The 14,742-nt window shown below is 63.5% G+C and carries 13 protein-coding genes; 9 read left to right on the forward strand and 4 right to left on the reverse strand.

Translation table 11 applies throughout. The annotated features are described in order from the left end of the window. Positions 1-30 precede the first annotated feature (30 nt). From CRO01_RS12035 to CRO01_RS12045, 3 genes are all read left to right on the forward strand, one after another. Positions 31-1,413 (forward strand): ATP-binding protein, encoded by a 1,383-nt coding sequence (locus CRO01_RS12035; RefSeq protein WP_097009398.1) that lies wholly within the window; start codon positions 31-33, stop codon positions 1,411-1,413. 156 nt (positions 1,414-1,569) lie between these two features. Continuing rightward, positions 1,570-2,181, forward strand: coding sequence for a rubrerythrin family protein (locus CRO01_RS12040; protein WP_097009399.1), 612 nt, complete (start codon positions 1,570-1,572; stop codon positions 2,179-2,181). A gap of 207 nt (positions 2,182-2,388) precedes the next feature. Continuing rightward, the gene (locus CRO01_RS12045) at positions 2,389-3,213 is read left to right on the forward strand and encodes a DUF2270 domain-containing protein (protein WP_245838543.1); all 825 of its coding nucleotides are present in this window, start codon (positions 2,389-2,391) and stop codon (positions 3,211-3,213) included. A gap of 44 nt (positions 3,214-3,257) precedes the next feature. Here CRO01_RS12045 and CRO01_RS12050 read toward each other — a convergent pair whose 3' ends face one another. Continuing rightward, complete coding sequence (locus CRO01_RS12050; RefSeq protein ID WP_097009400.1) at positions 3,258-3,536, reverse strand: DUF7553 family protein; 279 nt, start codon at positions 3,534-3,536, stop codon at positions 3,258-3,260. Positions 3,537-4,365: 829 nt separating this feature from the next. Further along, positions 4,366-5,229: a fumarylacetoacetate hydrolase family protein gene (locus CRO01_RS12055; protein ID WP_097009401.1), complete on the reverse strand. Its 864-nt coding sequence runs from the start codon at positions 5,227-5,229 to the stop codon at positions 4,366-4,368. Positions 5,230-5,320: 91 nt separating this feature from the next. On the opposite strand from CRO01_RS12055, the gene xacF reads away from it, so the two are divergent. The 4 genes from xacF (at position 5,321) to CRO01_RS12075 (ending at position 10,680) form a co-directional block, all read left to right on the forward strand. Then, positions 5,321-6,760 (forward strand): 2,5-dioxovalerate dehydrogenase, encoded by a 1,440-nt coding sequence (gene xacF / locus CRO01_RS12060; RefSeq protein WP_097009402.1) that lies wholly within the window; start codon positions 5,321-5,323, stop codon positions 6,758-6,760. A gap of 136 nt (positions 6,761-6,896) precedes the next feature. Continuing rightward, positions 6,897-7,979: a D-xylose 1-dehydrogenase Gfo6 gene (gene gfo6, locus CRO01_RS12065; RefSeq protein WP_097009403.1), complete on the forward strand. Its 1,083-nt coding sequence runs from the start codon at positions 6,897-6,899 to the stop codon at positions 7,977-7,979. Between the two features lie 97 nt (positions 7,980-8,076). Beyond that, complete coding sequence (locus CRO01_RS12070; protein ID WP_097009404.1) at positions 8,077-9,252, forward strand: mandelate racemase family protein; 1,176 nt, start codon at positions 8,077-8,079, stop codon at positions 9,250-9,252. Between the two features lie 684 nt (positions 9,253-9,936). Next, a complete protein-coding gene (locus CRO01_RS12075; RefSeq protein ID WP_097009405.1) occupies positions 9,937-10,680 on the forward strand; it encodes an SDR family NAD(P)-dependent oxidoreductase in 744 nt (247 codons plus the stop codon). 16 nt (positions 10,681-10,696) lie between these two features. Here CRO01_RS12075 and CRO01_RS12080 read toward each other — a convergent pair whose 3' ends face one another. Together CRO01_RS12080 and CRO01_RS12085 are read right to left on the reverse strand one after the other, a co-directional pair. Next, entirely contained in the window at positions 10,697-11,458 is a 762-nt protein-coding gene (locus CRO01_RS12080) for an IclR family transcriptional regulator (RefSeq protein ID WP_097009406.1), read from the reverse strand. 233 nt (positions 11,459-11,691) lie between these two features. Continuing rightward, positions 11,692-12,654: a mannonate dehydratase gene (locus tag CRO01_RS12085; protein ID WP_097009407.1), complete on the reverse strand. Its 963-nt coding sequence runs from the start codon at positions 12,652-12,654 to the stop codon at positions 11,692-11,694. 153 nt (positions 12,655-12,807) lie between these two features. On the opposite strand from CRO01_RS12085, the gene CRO01_RS12090 reads away from it, so the two are divergent. After that, positions 12,808-13,596, forward strand: a complete 789-nt coding sequence (locus CRO01_RS12090; RefSeq protein WP_097009408.1) for an SDR family NAD(P)-dependent oxidoreductase — start codon at positions 12,808-12,810, stop codon at positions 13,594-13,596. A 93-nt stretch (positions 13,597-13,689) separates the two neighbouring features. Next, positions 13,690-14,712 (forward strand): TRAP transporter substrate-binding protein, encoded by a 1,023-nt coding sequence (locus CRO01_RS12095; RefSeq protein ID WP_179747475.1) that lies wholly within the window; start codon positions 13,690-13,692, stop codon positions 14,710-14,712. Positions 14,713-14,742 lie beyond the last annotated feature (30 nt).

The raw sequence follows: 14,742 nt of genomic DNA on the forward strand, positions 1-14,742 counted from the left end.
TTCTATTTGTGTGGAGATGGTACCAGACGTATGGAGCAATTCGTCGATCGGGATCTCGAACTCGAGCAACTCACGGACTGCTACGAGTCCGGAACGGCGGACTTCGTCGTGATCTACGGACGCCGTCGTCTCGGCAAGAGCGAACTCGTCCGACAGTCCATCGCTGATCGGGACGACGCTGTCTACTACCAAGCAGTCGAGTCCACCGCACAAAATCAGCTCGAACAATTTATCGACGCTGCCACCGCACAGTTCCCTTCGTTGCGCAATGTCCGCCGAGACTGGGAACTACTTCTAGAAGCGCTCGGCGAGCAAGACGCTACCGTAGTCATCGACGAGTTTCCGTTCCTCATCGAGGAGGACGAATCCCTTCCATCCCGGATTCAGCGCGTCTGGGACATGAAATTGCAGGAAACGGGGATGACCATCGTGCTCGTTGGGTCCTCGATCAGCGTCATGGAGGACAAGGTTCTTTCCGGGAGTGCACCGCTGTACGGCCGGCGGACGGCGACGATTGATCTCAAACCCCTCTCTGTAGCCGACTCCCACCAGTTCTTTCCGGACTACGACCCCGAAACCGCCATCACTGCGTGGTCGATCTACGGCGGTACACCGTACTACCTCCAGACCATCGATCCCGACCAGCCGTTAGGAACGAATGTGCAGCAAGCGATCCTTTCGGAGCGTGGACTCCTGTATTCCGAACCTGAGTTCCTCCTCCGTACCGAACTTCGACAACCAAACACGTACTTCAGCATCCTCCGCGCGCTCGCTCACGGGCGTCGCACGCCGAACGAAATCGCTGGCATGGCCGGTGTCGAGTCCAGCTCACTCAGTACGTATCTCCAGAAGCTCCGTCGACTTCGCCTCGTCGAACGTCACATCCCCGTGACGGAATCGCCGACAGCATCGAAACGCGGCCGATACCGAATTGCCGCGCCGCTGTTCCGGTTCTGGTTCCGATTCGTCTATGGTAATCAAGACCAGCTTCGCATGCTCGACGAAGACGCGTACGACGAACTCGTTGTGCCCGAACTAGCGGACTACGTGAGTCCGCTGTTCGAACGACTGTGTCAACGAGCGCTGCCGAATCTCGTCGACCGACGATTCCGTGAGGTAGGGCGGTGGTGGTTCAAGGAACACGAGCTGGACGTTCTCGGCCTTACAGGTGAAGGACTTGTCGCTGGAGAATGTAAGTTCACATCTCACCCCGTGAGCGAAGGTGTTCTCGCGGATCTCGAACGGACAGCATCGGAAGTCAGGTGGGCAGAAAAACCAGCAGACGGGGAACCGCTGTACGTTCTTTTCAGCCGCTCCGGATACACTGATGACCTCGAACGCGTCGCAGAAACGCGTGATGATGTCCTCCTCTTCGGGTTGTCCGATCTGATCGCCACCGATTACAGAATCTAAGAGCCACCTCCTTCGGGACCGGGAAAATGGTACCAATCGCAGTTTGCGATCTGGCCTTTTGGGGCACCGAATCGGCTGTGCTTCTGCTCCCTCTGACTGTCAACCACCTCCGCACACAACGACGCTTACAAACACCCACTTCGCCTACAACACCACATGTCCGACCTACTCGATACTGTCCGCGACGACAACGAGACCGCCCTTTCACGACTCGGCTCCTCGAAGGCGCTGTACGCGATCACCAGCGGCGAGATGGAAGAACAAGCCGTTCTCACCGCCGCGGCCGACCGCGCCCACGCCGCCAGCGAGACGGTCGCCGCGTGGGTGCCCGAAGCGGACGGCGACGACGAGCGCGACTGCTACGACGAGGCCGCCCAACTGACCGCAGACCACTACGAGCAGGTGCTCGACAAGCTCGGCGAGCACGACCCCGACGCGGTCCCGGCGCTACACGAACAGCTCCGCGACGCCGACGACGCCGCCGCGCGCCTCGGTGGCCTGCTCGGCCACACGCTCGTGGCGGGCAAGCTCGTCGAACAGCTCACCGGCTTTTTCGTCGGCGAAGCCGACCCGCAGACGGCGTCGCTGTTCCGCGGCTACGGCGGCGACCTCGACGACCTGCGCGAGGACGTGCTCGAACTGGTCGACGACCTCGCTGTCGACGACGATGCGGTCGCCGCCGCGGCGACAGACGCCGTGCAGGCGGCCTACGAGTCCTACACCGAGCAGCTCGAAGCGATGGGCGTCAACCCCAAGCCCGTCTGCTGAGCTTCTCGGGCGTCCCGACTCACGCGCTGTTTCTCCGGTCTGCTGTGCCGGCCGGTAGTATTGTATAGTTCTTGCAAAAGCATTAACCGTCCGCGTACCGGAGTGTGACTCCACGATGCCGACCACGAGCACCGAACAGCACCAGCTAGCCGCCTCTGCCGTGCGGCGAGCGATCGACCAGCGGCGTCAAGCGACGGTGACCGTCCAGTGAGCGGCGACACCGATCCGAACAACATCGATCCCATGGGAGTCGAGTCGGGAGCAGTCGACGGTAAGGCCGAAACACCGTCCGGAACCGCCGATGGCGGCGCGGCGTCCGCACACGACACCGACCCCAAGTCGCCAACCGATTTCGACCCCGCCGTCGGCCGAGGGCTGCTCGATGTCGACATGGGCCCGAGTTCGGCACTCGCACATCTCTACCGTGGCGAGGTCCACCGCATGAAGCTCTGGCGCGAGCGCCTCGACCGGACGACCAACTGGGCGGTCGTGCTGATGGCCGCGATCCTCACGTGGGCTTTCGGCAGCGCGAACAACCCCCACTACGTCCTCCTGATCGGGAACGCGGCGGTCGCGCTCTTCCTGACGATCGAAGCGCGACGGTATCGCGCCTACGAGACGTGGCGCTCGCGCGTGCGCATCCTCCAGCGGAACGTCTGGGCGCCCGGCCTCGATCCGTCCTCACCGATCAACGACGGCTGGCGCGAGCGCCTGGCCGCTGACTATCGCCGGCCGACGCTGAAGATTCCCGCCGAGGAGGCGATTTCCCACCGGCTTCGCCGGGTGTACCTGCCGCTCTTTGGCATCCTCTCGGGCGCGTGGCTGCTCCGGGTGCTGGCCTTTGGCGACGCCGCGTGGCCCGCCAGCGCCGACATCGGCCAGATTCCGGGCGAGGCCGTCACCGCGATCGTCGTGGTGTTTCTCGCGGCGACGACTGTTGTCGCCTGCCGGCCGCGCTCGTGGCACGCCCGCGGTGAGCTTCGGGAAGAGGATCTCCGCGACGAGTCGGCCACACACCACGCTGACGACTAACAGGTCGGTGCGACACTAGGACAAAAATCGGCCGGGTCGGTGTCTTAGACGCCGGGCAGATCTTCGCGGAACTCTCGGATCTTCTCGCGGGCCGTCTCGACGTGCTCGCTCACGTCCTCGTTCACGTCGTTGTCGTCCAGCACGTCCCGCAGGACGCCGTCCTCGCGGGCCAGTCGGCCGTGGTCGGGCTTGCGGTCTTTCGAGGCCAGCGTCGCCAGCGCGTCCGAGCGCTCGTGGAGGTGCTCGCGCAGTTCGTCGGTCGCTGCAGCTTCGCTGGCGTCTTTGAGTGCGTCGCTCGCGTCGGCGAGTTCGTCGTGTGTCATGGTTCGAAGTATCCACCGTATCGTATAGAACGTTTATCCATTCGTATCGATGGTTGAGGACGCGTGTTGAAACCCCCCTAGGAGCCGCGGCGACGAGTCGCTAGGTTGTTCAACTCGATCTGCACCGTCTACTATGCGTGATAGAAACGTGTACGTAGTTTTTGAATGAGAATCAGGAGACTCCACGAAACTGATTCAACTATCTGCCGCAAAAATAACGGTTTTACATACAGTTCATAATAAATAGGAATCTGCTGCCAGCTGCCGGCACATAACCGGATCTCCAGTAGGCGTACTAAATGATTCTTGGACTCGCGGTGGTCGGGTCTCCATGCCACTTGTTGGATGCAACAATCCACAGAGCACCTCAAATCGCAATATGAGGCAGCGACTACTTCCGGTAGCGAGATGGACGTACATCCTCATTGCAGAGTATCGCCTCGGTCACAAGCCTTATTATATGCCTAAAATAAATTTTTGAATAAAAAGGTAGGAAGGCATTATATCTATTTTCTGCTGATCAACGGTTTCACAGTTCGATAGATTCGGTCGTCTATCCTTCGGACTAAAATCTGCAGTGCTCATGATGCAAAATATAGTAAATTATCTTAAGTTTGGACACTCTAGTCAATCTAATTATGGTTTGTTCGTGCCATCATGAAACACCGCTAAACTGCTGTGATCGGAACCGAGAAAAACTATAGACGTGTTTATAACCAAAGCTACAGGGCCATCGCGTCGCGAGAATCACGTCAGAATGATGGACTCTCGATCCCCCAGTCGATCGATTTCCGTGAGACCGGCTCGGGATCTCGGTCCGTAGACGCTATCAGACCTCGATAACGGTGTTTTCCAGCCGTCCAATGCTCTCGATAGAGATCGATACCTCGTCCTCCGGTGACAGTGTGAACCCCTCCTCGGGAACGAGGGATGTGCCAGTCAGTAGGACCCCCAGCTCCGGGACCGCGTTGTGTGCGGTCCAGTAGTCGACGAGCGTTTCGCAGGTTCTGGCCATCTTCGCCGTCGAGGTCTCGTCTTCGTACAGCGTCTCCCCGTCGCGGTCGATGGTCATCGACATCGTCAGGTCGTGCGGATCGCCGATCGCTTCGGCAGAGACGACACAGGGCCCGAGCGAGCAACACCGGTCGTACACCTTCGCCTGTGGGAGGTACAGCGGATTCTCGCCCTCGATCGAGCGACTGCTCACGTCGTTACCGATCGTGTAGCCGACAATTTCGCCGTCGTACAGCACGATTCCGAGTTCCGGTTCCGGAACGTTCCACGAGGAGTCGCCGCGGACGCCGATCGCCTCGCCGGGGCCGACGGTCCGGCTCGGCGTCGCCTTGAAGAAGATCTCCGGGCGCTCGGCGCCGTAAACGTCCAAATACATTTCGGGCATCCCGCTCTCGGCCTCGCGCGCTTCCTCGCTGATCTCGTAGGTCACACCCGCGGCCCACACTTCCTCGGGGACGATCGGGAGCGCGGCGTCCTCCGGCGCGAAGTCGATAGCCGGAGCGTCCGCTGTCAGGTGGATGGCTAGCTCGTCGACGCCGGTCTCCGCGATGTCGGCGGCTGCGGCGAGGTCGCCGAAATCGTCCAGCCGGGGCTTGACTGCCGTGAGATCGTACGCGGCGTCGCCGTCGTCGGCAATCAGCCTGTCGTCGGACCCGTCGTCGAGCCGGTAGTATCGCATGGAATGAGAGAGAACCTTCGCTATCATAAATCTCCCGCCGGATCGCTCGTGAGGGTAAAACGTTAAAGGCGAATAGAACTGATTAGAGCGTGTGCCAACCGAGTACAGCAACTACGTCGGCGGAGAGTGGACTGACGCACGGAGCGGCGAAACGTTCGAGACGCGCGACCCGGCGAACCCGGACGAAGTGGTGGCGACCTACCCGCAGTCCGACGCGGCGGACACCGAGACGGCCATCGAGGCCGCCGTCGCCGCGAGCGCTGAGTGGGGGTCGACACCCGGACCCGAGCGCGGTCGGATCCTCTCGCGAACGAGCGCGCTCCTCGCGGAGCGCAAGGACGAGCTCACCGACCTCCTCGTCCGCGAAGAAGGAAAGACCCGCAGCGAGGCAGGCGGCGAGGTCCAGCGCGCCATCGACATCTTCGATTACTACGGCGCGAAGGCGAGCGACCTCGGCGGCACGGTCAAAAGCTCCAGCGCTCGGAACACGAACCTGTACACGGAAAACGAGCCGCTCGGCGTCGCGGGGCTGATCACGCCGTGGAATTACCCCATCGCCATCCCCGCGTGGAAGATCGCGCCCGCGCTGGCGGCCGGGAACGCGGCGGTCATCAAGCCCGCGTCGCTCGCCCCCGGCGTGGTCCACGAGATGGCGACGGCGCTCGAGGAGGCCGGCCTTCCGGACGGCGTCCTGAACGTCGTCACCGGTCCGGGTAGCGAGGTCGGCGATACCATCGCCAGCCATCCCGAGGTCGACGCCGTCTCGTTCACCGGGAGCACGGCCGTCGGCAACACCGTGTACGACACGGCGACCGACGACGGCAAGCGCGTTCAGCTGGAGATGGGCGGCAAGAACCCGACGGTCGTCTCCGACAGCGCCGACGTCGAGGAAGCGGCTGACATCGTCGCGTCCGGCGCGTTCGGCGTCACGGGACAGGCCTGTACCGCCTGCTCTCGCGCCATCGTGTACGAGGACGTGTACGACGAGTTCGTCGACGCGGTCGTCGAGCGCGCCGAGGCGATCGAGCCCGGCCCGGGTCTGGACGACCCGGACATGGGTCCCCACGTCAGCGAGTCCGAACTGGAGAGCACCGTCGACTACGTCGGGATCGGGGAGGATGAGGGCGCAACCCTCGAAACGGGCGGCGCGGCGCTCGACCGTGAGGGGTACTTCGTGGAACCTGCCGTCTTCTCGGACGTGGAGCCGGACTACCGGATCGCCCAAGAGGAGATCTTCGGCCCGGTGCTGTCGGTCATCCCCGTCGGCGGCTACGAGGAGGCCCTCGACGTCGCCAACGGCGTCGAGTACGGGCTCTCGGCCAGCATCGTCACGGACGATCACACGGAGGCCAACCGTTTCGTCGACGAGGCCGAAGCTGGCGTCGTGAAGATCAACGAGAAGACGACCGGGCTCGAGCTCCACGTTCCGTTCGGCGGCGTGAAAGCCTCCTCCAGCGAGACGTACCGCGAGCAGGGCGACGCGGGACTTGACTTCTACACCATCAGCAAGACGGTGTACGACAGCTACTGAACGCGGAGCCGTCCGGTCGAGGGAGCGGGCCGGCGTGATCCCGTTCCGGCGCCGCGCCGCCCGCTCCACCTGCCCGTTCCGACGCTCCGCTCGATTCCACGTAACGACTATTACGCCGGCCCGAGACGGTTCCAGCATGGAGATCGAGGCCCTCGCCGACGAGTTCGCCCGGCGGGACTGGCAGGAGATCACCGAAACCGACGACCCGGTTCGGTTCGCCATGGTCGGCGTCGGCTGGTGGACCCGCGAGCAGGCGATGCCGGCCGTCGCGAACGGCGATCTCTGCGAGACGACCGTACTGGTCAGCGGCGACCGCGAGAAGGCTGCCGACGTGGCGTCGTCGACGCCGACCGTCGAGCACGCGATCACTTACGACGAGTTCCACGAGGGGGCAGCCGGCGACGCGTACGACGCCGTCTACGTCGTCACGCCGAACGCGCGCCATCACCCATTCGTCGAGACGGCCGCCGAACTGGACAAGGCGATCCTCTGCGAGAAGCCCATGGAGGCGACCGTCGAGCGCGCCGAGCGGATGGTCGAGGTCTGCGACGAGCACGACGCGACGCTGATGATCGCTTACCGGATGCACACCGAACCGGCGGTCCGCCGCGCGAAGGAGCTGCTCGACGAGGGCGTCGTCGGCGACCCCGTCTTCGTCAACGGGAATATGACCGAGCCGATCCTCGACCTAGTGCCCGATCCCGACCAGTGGCGGCTCGACGGCGAGCTCTCGGGCGGCTGCGCGGTCATGGACATCGGTCTGTACCCCATCAATACGAGCCGGTTCCTGCTCGGCGAGGACCCGGTCGGTGTCCGCGGCACGGTCGCCTCCGTGAATGAGGCGTTCGCGGACGTGCCGGACGAACACGCCGCGTTCCAGCTGGACTTTCCGGGCCACGTCTACGCGGTCTGTACCGCGAGCCAGAACGCCTACATGGCGAGTCACATCTCCGTCATCGGAACGGAGGGCCGCCTGCGGATCGACCCCGCCTTCTACCCGTGGGACGACCGCGCGCTCACCGTCTCCCGGGGCGGCACGACGTTCGACGTCGACTTCGAGCAGGTCGACCAGATGGAAGAGGAGTTCGAGTACTTCGCCCACTGCCTGCTCGCGGGCGAGGAACCGTACCCGGACGGCGAGCACGGCCTCGTCGACATCGAGGCGATCGAGGCCGTCTACGAGGCCTCGGAGACCGACGAGACGGTCGACCTGCGTTGAGGGCCGCCGCCGTCGTCTCGCGTTCTCGTCCCGCGCCGTCCTCGTCACGCGTCGGTCGGTGGACAGTTTTATTATCCGCTCCGCGGAACATCGGGCCATGGCACCGACAATAACGAGGATCGAGAGCCGCGAGTTCGAGTACCCGCTCGAAGACGTTGGGACCGACAAACACGGGTTCAACTTGGTGTACGAGCCCGGCGAAACGACCTACCGGAAACTGTTCGGCGTGAAGATCCACACCGATGAAGGGATCGTCGGCGAGTACGTCGGCGGGAACTCCCCGGCGGCGGCCCAGTACAACATCATCGCGAAGTACCTAATCGGCAAGAATCCGCTAAAGCGCGAGAAGCACTGGTCGGAGATCAAGCGCGCCCTGCGGAAGTACGACCGGATGGGGATGGGCCCCATCGACATCGCGCTGTGGGACTTCGCGGGCAAGTACTACGACGCACCCATCCACGAACTGCTCGGCACCTACCGCGAACGCATTCCAGCGTACGCCTCGACGTACCACGGCGACGAGGCGGGCGGGCTCGACTCGCCCGAGGCGTTCGCCGACTTCGCCGAAGACTGTCTGAACCGGGGCTTCGGCGGCTTCAAGATCCACGGCTGGGGCGGCGGCGACGAGTCCCGCGATCTCACCCGCGAGATAGAAGCCGTCCGCGCGGTCGGCGAGCGCGTCGGCGACGAGATGGATCTGATGCACGATCCGGCATGCGAACTCGAGACGTTCGCGGACGCGCTGGAACTCGGCCGCGCGCTCGACGAGCAGGGATTCTTCTGGTACGAGGATCCCTTCCGTGACGGCGGCATCTCACAGCACGCCCACCGGAAGCTCGCCCGGAAGCTCGACACCCCCATCCTCCAGACCGAACACGTCCGCGGCCTCGAAGTCAAGTCGGACTTCGCGGGCAACGAGGCCACGGACTTCCTCCGCGCGGACCCCGAGTACGACGCGGGAATCACCGGCGCGATGAAGGTCGCACACATGGCCGAGGCGTACGGCCTCGACGTGGAGTTCCACGCGCCCGGCCCGGCCCAGCGCCACTGTATCGCCGCCTGCCGCAACTCGAACTACTACGAGATGGCGCTGGTCCATCCCCACTGTCAGAACACGCAGCCGCCCGTCTACGACGGCGGCTATTCCGACATGATCGATACCGTCGACGACGATGGCACCGTCGGAGTACCGGACGGCCCCGGCCTCGGCGTGGAGTACGACTGGGACTTCATCGAGGCGAACACCACCGGCGCCGTCCACACCTACGAGTGACGGTGGTAATCGACCGTGGACGGCGGGCATCCGCCGTTCGGTCGCGGCACATCACGGGAGGTCGGCTCGCTCGCGATGATCACTCTGGATCCGTTCCCCCGAGCACGTTCTCGCCCGCAGTGGCGCGCATTCCCGGGCGCGATGACGGGACGCACACGTGGCGTCTACGCTGCCGTTTTCTCGACTCCGCTCTCGTACGCCCCGCGGGAAGCAGACTGATATCGATTTCTGCCGACTTGGTCCGCCGGCCAATCGGATCGTCCACCAATAGTGGACGTGGATCGGGGGAGCTGCTGCAGGTCGACTGATGGACGTATTACAGAGTTACCGATGTAAAGAGATGCGTTGCCGCGATACCTCGCCACCCGGATCCTTGTTAAATGTACACGTGGCACGCACGGTCTTGAAAACAGCTGTAGTGGTCGAGCGAACGTTTCGGCGTCTAGTTTTGTTGGACGCGGATCGAGACACCCGGAGGAGCCAGAAGGTGCAGTGCCCATAGGGGTGGACAGTCAGTGCTCCTCGGCACAGCGTCCGGATCAGTCGGGCGATTGTATCGGGAACAGGATACCACCGACCCTCTCGCCCTGTCGGGACGCGGTTCCGACGCTACGACCGTGGCCGACGGCATCTCTCACCGGGGAACCCGAGAAGTTATTTGACAGGAGATCGGACGTGAATTCGATGTCTGGAGACCTCGACGATACGAACGCGTTCGTCGTCGGAGCGAGCCGCGGGATCGGAAGAACGATCGCCGAGGAGTACGCCGCTCGCGGCGCGGATATCGCCGCCCTCGCCCGGTCGGGATCGGCGCTGGAGGAGTTCGCGGCGTCGCTGCCGACCCGGTGCGTTCCGATCGAGTGCGACGTGCGGGACGACGAGGCCGTCGAGCGCGCCGCGACGACCGCGGTCGACACCCTCGGAACGATCGACACCGTCGTCAACAGCGCGGGGACGATCGCACGCGGGCGACTGCACGAGGCGGACGAGGACGACCTGACGGCGGTGATCGACGTGAACCTCGTCGGCGCGCTCCGGGTCAGCAAGCACCTGCTGCCCGCCCTGATGGAGACGGAGGGAACGCTCATCCACGTCTCCTCGGAAGCGGGATCGGTCGGCGTTCCGGAGCTACCGACGTACTGCGCCAGCAAGGGCGGCCTCCACGCCGCGGTCCGCCAGCTCGCGGTCGATTACGGTCCCGACGGCGTCTCGGTGGTGGCGATCGCTCCGGGGACGACGAAGACGTCGATGAACGAGGACGTGCGGGAGCGCGACCCATCGTGGGCCGACGATCGGGCGGCGGGCGTGCCGCTCGGTCGTCTGGGAGAACCGGAGGATATCAGCGATCTCGCGGCGTTTCTCGCGAGGGATCGGTCGGACTATCTCACGGGCGAGGTCATCCACGTCGATGGCGGGTCGACGGCCTGAGAGAGGAAAGATCCGCTCAGTAGTGTTTGGTCTTGAGCTCGACCACGTTGGCGGTGTTCTGGAGCGCCGGGAGGAACTCCTCTTGGATGCGATCGTCGTCGAACTCGTGTTTCGGCCCCGCCACGGAGATCGCGGCGCCGGCCGTCTCGCCGTTGCTCTCGATCGGGACGGCGACCGACCTGACCCCCTTGACGCGCTCTTCGTCCTCCACGGCGTACCCTTGGGATCTGACGGATTCGATCTCGCCGAGCAGCTCGTCTTGATCGACGATCGTGTGTTCCGTCGCCCGCGGGAGCCCGTGACGGTCCGCGATCGCCCGGACCTCCGCGTCGGATTTCTGTGCCAGTATCGCTTTGCCCAGCGCCGTCCAGTGCATCTGGGTGTACTCGCCCGTCGGCGCGTTGTTGAACACGGCTCCCGTCGGCTCCGTCCGATACAGCATCACCCGGTAGCCGTCCTCCTCGTAGCCGATGGTGGCGACTTCGCTCGTCGTCTGGGCCAGCTCGTCGACCTCGCTGCGCCCCTCTTGGTAGAGGCTCATGTTGTGTCGGGCCCGGCCGCCGATATTCAGAAACCGGAGACTGAGGTGGTACTCGCCGTCCCGGTTGATGACGTATCCGATGTCCTCCAGCGTTTTGAGGTAGACGTGGGCCGTGCTCTTCGGGAGGTCCATGTGCTCGGCGAGCTCGCGGACCCCACACCGTTCGAGTTCCCCCACGCTCTCGATGATCTCGAAGACGTTTTCGACCGCTTGGATTCGATTTGGGTCGTCTGTCATTGTGTAGGTGTGGCGTGGCATGCCGGATATCACTTTCGAAGGTTGTCCAACGATACTGGAGGCGTACTGCCGGTATCCAACACCATTATTAATTATAGTATTGTGCGCTGCGTTCCGGATCCCGATGCGATCTGTCACGCGTTCTATCCGGCGAAAATCATGGTGCGACGGCGGGATGTCCGCGGGCGCGCGTCGTCCCACCGACGCAACGTCCCCGCACGATCAGCGGCGTCTTACTGTTCGGTCCGTTCCATCAGTCCCCGCATGTACCCGATCGCAAAGAGCCGCCCCTTCGTGTGGTAGCCCGGATTCGAGTTGTCTTCTCCGACCATCGTCGGGACGTGGTCGGGGCGCATCACCACGTCGTCATCGACGGCCTCTTGGTAGGCCTCCATCGCCGCGAGCATGTCGTTGGGGCCCTCGTCGTGCCACGTCTCGACGAAGTTGTCGGCGTCGCCCTCGACGTCGCGGAAGTGGACGAAGTTGATGCGGTCGCCGAACCGTCGGATCGTCTCCGGCAGATCGACGCCCATCGCGGCGAAGTTGCCTTGGCAGAACGTGATCCCGTTGTGTTCGCTGTCGTAGCAATCGAGAACGCGCTGGTACGCCTCGGGGCTGTTGACGATGCGCGGGACGCCGCCGAGCGACTCCCGAGGGGGATCATCAGGATGGAGGCCGAGTTTCACCCCGGCCTCCTCCGCGACAGGCGTCACTTCTTGGAGGAAGTACTCTAGGGCCTCCCAGATTTGCTCGCGAGAAGCGTCGACCGCCTGCTCGGCTCCGTCCCTATGCATCCGATCGTCGGAGTATGCGGTCACTAGCGATCCACCGCGCGCCTCGACGTGCGCCTCGGTTCGCGCCCAGCGGATGCCGACCATCCAGTCGTAACAGACGACCGGGATGTCGAGCTCCCCGCAGTGCCTGATAAACTCCTTGAACTCCTCGATGTCCTCGTCGCGACCCTCCAGTCCAAGCCTGACGCGGTCGGTCAGCGGGACGCTCCCCTCGATGACGCTGACGTCGAGCCCGGCGTCCTCGTACCAGTTCTTCGTGTGCAACAGGTCGTGGTACGACCAAGACGTTTTGCCGTCACCGATCTCCAAGGTGTGAACGACGGCGTTGGTCACGCCCATCTGTTTGGCGAGCTGCCATCTGTCGTCCGGCTGTGGCGGTAAGACTACCGCTAAGTCGACCATGGACAGATGATTTAGAACTACGAATAAATAGCTTTCTTTCCCCGAGCTGATTTGCCGAAGCTCCAATCGATCGGACGCTTCGATCCGCGAGCGGCCGGTACTGCCGGGGGAAGATAGAAATACTCTGCCGTGTGAGATTTCAACGGATTACACATGAGCGAGACGTTCGACGGAGAGACTGCCATCGTCACGGGTGCATCGAGAGGGATCGGCAGCGGGATCGCGATCAAACTCGCGGAGCAGGGGGCATCGGTGATCGTCAACTACCGCTCTTCCGAACGGCGAGCGGAATCGGTCGTCGACGAGATCGTGGACCGCGGGGGAGAAGCCGTCGCGGTGCAGGCCGACGTGAGCGATCGCGACGACGTGGCGGCGATGGTCGAGGCGACCGTCGATCGCTTCGGCTCGCTGGACGTGATGGTGAACAACGCGGGGATGACGACGCTGGGTCCGGCCGAAGAGATCGACGTCGAGGACTGGCGGCGGGTGATCGACGTGGACCTGACGGGCGTGTTCATCGGGTGTCAGGCGGCGGGCCGGCAGATGCAGTCCCAAGCCGACGGCGGGGCGATCGTCAACGTCTCGTCGATGATGGGCGAGATGGGGTTTCACATGCGGGCGCCGTACTGTGCGGCGAAGGCGGGCGTGATCAATCTCACCCGAACCCTCGCCGTCGAGTGGGCGGAGGACGATATCAGCGTGAACGCGCTCGCGCCGGGGTTCATCCAGACCGACATCACGGACCAGACGCAGGATTCGGCCGGATACACCGACGACGACATCCGTCGACGCACGCCGATGGCGCGGTACGGCACCGTCGAGGAGATGGCCAACTGCGTGAGCTTCCTAGCACGCGGGGACACGTACGTCACGGGCGAGGTGCTTCGGGCCGACGGCGGATGGACGTCCGACGCTTGGCGATACCACGAAGATCGCGCGTGACATCGCCAACTCGGTACTGTCTGAATGGTTGGTGGTGACAACTGCCACATTACAAAGTTTTATATAATTGTGCCCGGTCGTCTATGATGAACCATGTCAAATGGGTCATCCGTTGTTAGCAGACGCTCGCTGATCAAGGGTATCGGTACGGGCGCTATCGCAGCGACCGCCGGCTGTTCCGGCCTCACGGGAGGCGGCGGCGGTGGCGGTGGCGTCGACATGACGATCGCCAGTACGTTCGAGCCGGGACACATCTTAGTCCAGACCTCCGAGATGTTCAAGGAGAACATCGAGGAAGAGTCGGACGGCGATATTTCCGTCCAAATCAGCGCCGGCGGTGCCTACGGCTCTGAAGACGAGACCGGCGAGATCGTCAGCCAAGGCGGCGTCGAGGCTCACGCCGCGGGTAGCTTCCCGTACTTCCAGTTCGCGCCCGAGTACTGGTTCTTCGGGTGCCCGTTCGTTCTCTCGAGCTACGACCAGCTGCTGTCGGTCTTGGAGAGTGACCAGATGCAGGAGGCACACGACGCGCTCGTCGAGAGCGGGAATCAACGCCCCATCGGCCAGCAGATCTACCGCGGTGCGCGCCACTTCACCTCGAACTCGCCGATCCGCGGCCCGAGCGACGTCGATGGACTCAACCTGCGCCTGCCGGAGCTCGACCCGTGGGTCGCCATCTGGGAGCAGGTCGGTGCCTCGCCGACCCCGATTGCGCTGGACGAGCTGTACAGCGCGCTCGAACAGGGGACGGCGGACGCATCGGAGGGCGGCGCGGAGCAGATCAGCGCGTTCAACCTCCACGAGGTCCAGAGCCACCTGAGCCTGACGGGCCACCTGATCGCGAACGGGAACATCTACATCAACGACGACTTCTACCAGGGGCTCGACGAGACCCACCAAGACATGATCATGGAGGTCGGCCAGTCGGTGACGGAGACCGCCTCGGAGGAATCCCAGTCGAGCGAGGAGGACCTGATTCAGGAGCTGGGCGAGCAGGGTATGACGATCGTCGAGGATGTCGACACCGAAGCGTTCCAGGAGCAGGCGGCACCGGCAGTCGAGCAACTGTTCGAAAACACGTGGGCCTTCGACTGGGAAACCGTCCGGAATATGTGACCGGTAGATCCGTAAAGATGATTAGGTGAG

Source organism: Natronoarchaeum philippinense (assembly GCF_900215575.1).
Taxonomy (GTDB): Archaea; Halobacteriota; Halobacteria; order Halobacteriales; family Natronoarchaeaceae; genus Natronoarchaeum; species Natronoarchaeum philippinense.

Bases quoted from the DNA above. Each gene is read 5' to 3' on its own strand.
- CRO01_RS12035 (WP_097009398.1), top strand. From the start codon at position 31: ATGGAGCAATTCGTCGATCGGGATCTCGAACTCGAGCAACTCACGGAC.
- CRO01_RS12050 (WP_097009400.1), bottom strand. From the start codon at position 3,536: ATGACACACGACGAACTCGCCGACGCGAGCGACGCACTCAAAGACGCC.
- CRO01_RS12090 (WP_097009408.1), top strand. From the start codon at position 12,808: ATGAGCGAGACGTTCGACGGAGAGACTGCCATCGTCACGGGTGCATCG.
- CRO01_RS12055 (WP_097009401.1), bottom strand. From the start codon at position 5,229: ATGCGATACTACCGGCTCGACGACGGGTCCGACGACAGGCTGATTGCC.
- gfo6 (WP_097009403.1), top strand. From the start codon at position 6,897: ATGGAGATCGAGGCCCTCGCCGACGAGTTCGCCCGGCGGGACTGGCAG.
- CRO01_RS12075 (WP_097009405.1), top strand. From the start codon at position 9,937: ATGTCTGGAGACCTCGACGATACGAACGCGTTCGTCGTCGGAGCGAGC.
- CRO01_RS12095 (WP_179747475.1), top strand. From the start codon at position 13,690: ATGTCAAATGGGTCATCCGTTGTTAGCAGACGCTCGCTGATCAAGGGT.
- CRO01_RS12070 (WP_097009404.1), top strand. From the start codon at position 8,077: ATGGCACCGACAATAACGAGGATCGAGAGCCGCGAGTTCGAGTACCCG.
- CRO01_RS12080 (WP_097009406.1), bottom strand. From the start codon at position 11,458: ATGACAGACGACCCAAATCGAATCCAAGCGGTCGAAAACGTCTTCGAG.
- CRO01_RS12040 (WP_097009399.1), top strand. From the start codon at position 1,570: ATGTCCGACCTACTCGATACTGTCCGCGACGACAACGAGACCGCCCTT.
- CRO01_RS12085 (WP_097009407.1), bottom strand. From the start codon at position 12,654: ATGGTCGACTTAGCGGTAGTCTTACCGCCACAGCCGGACGACAGATGG.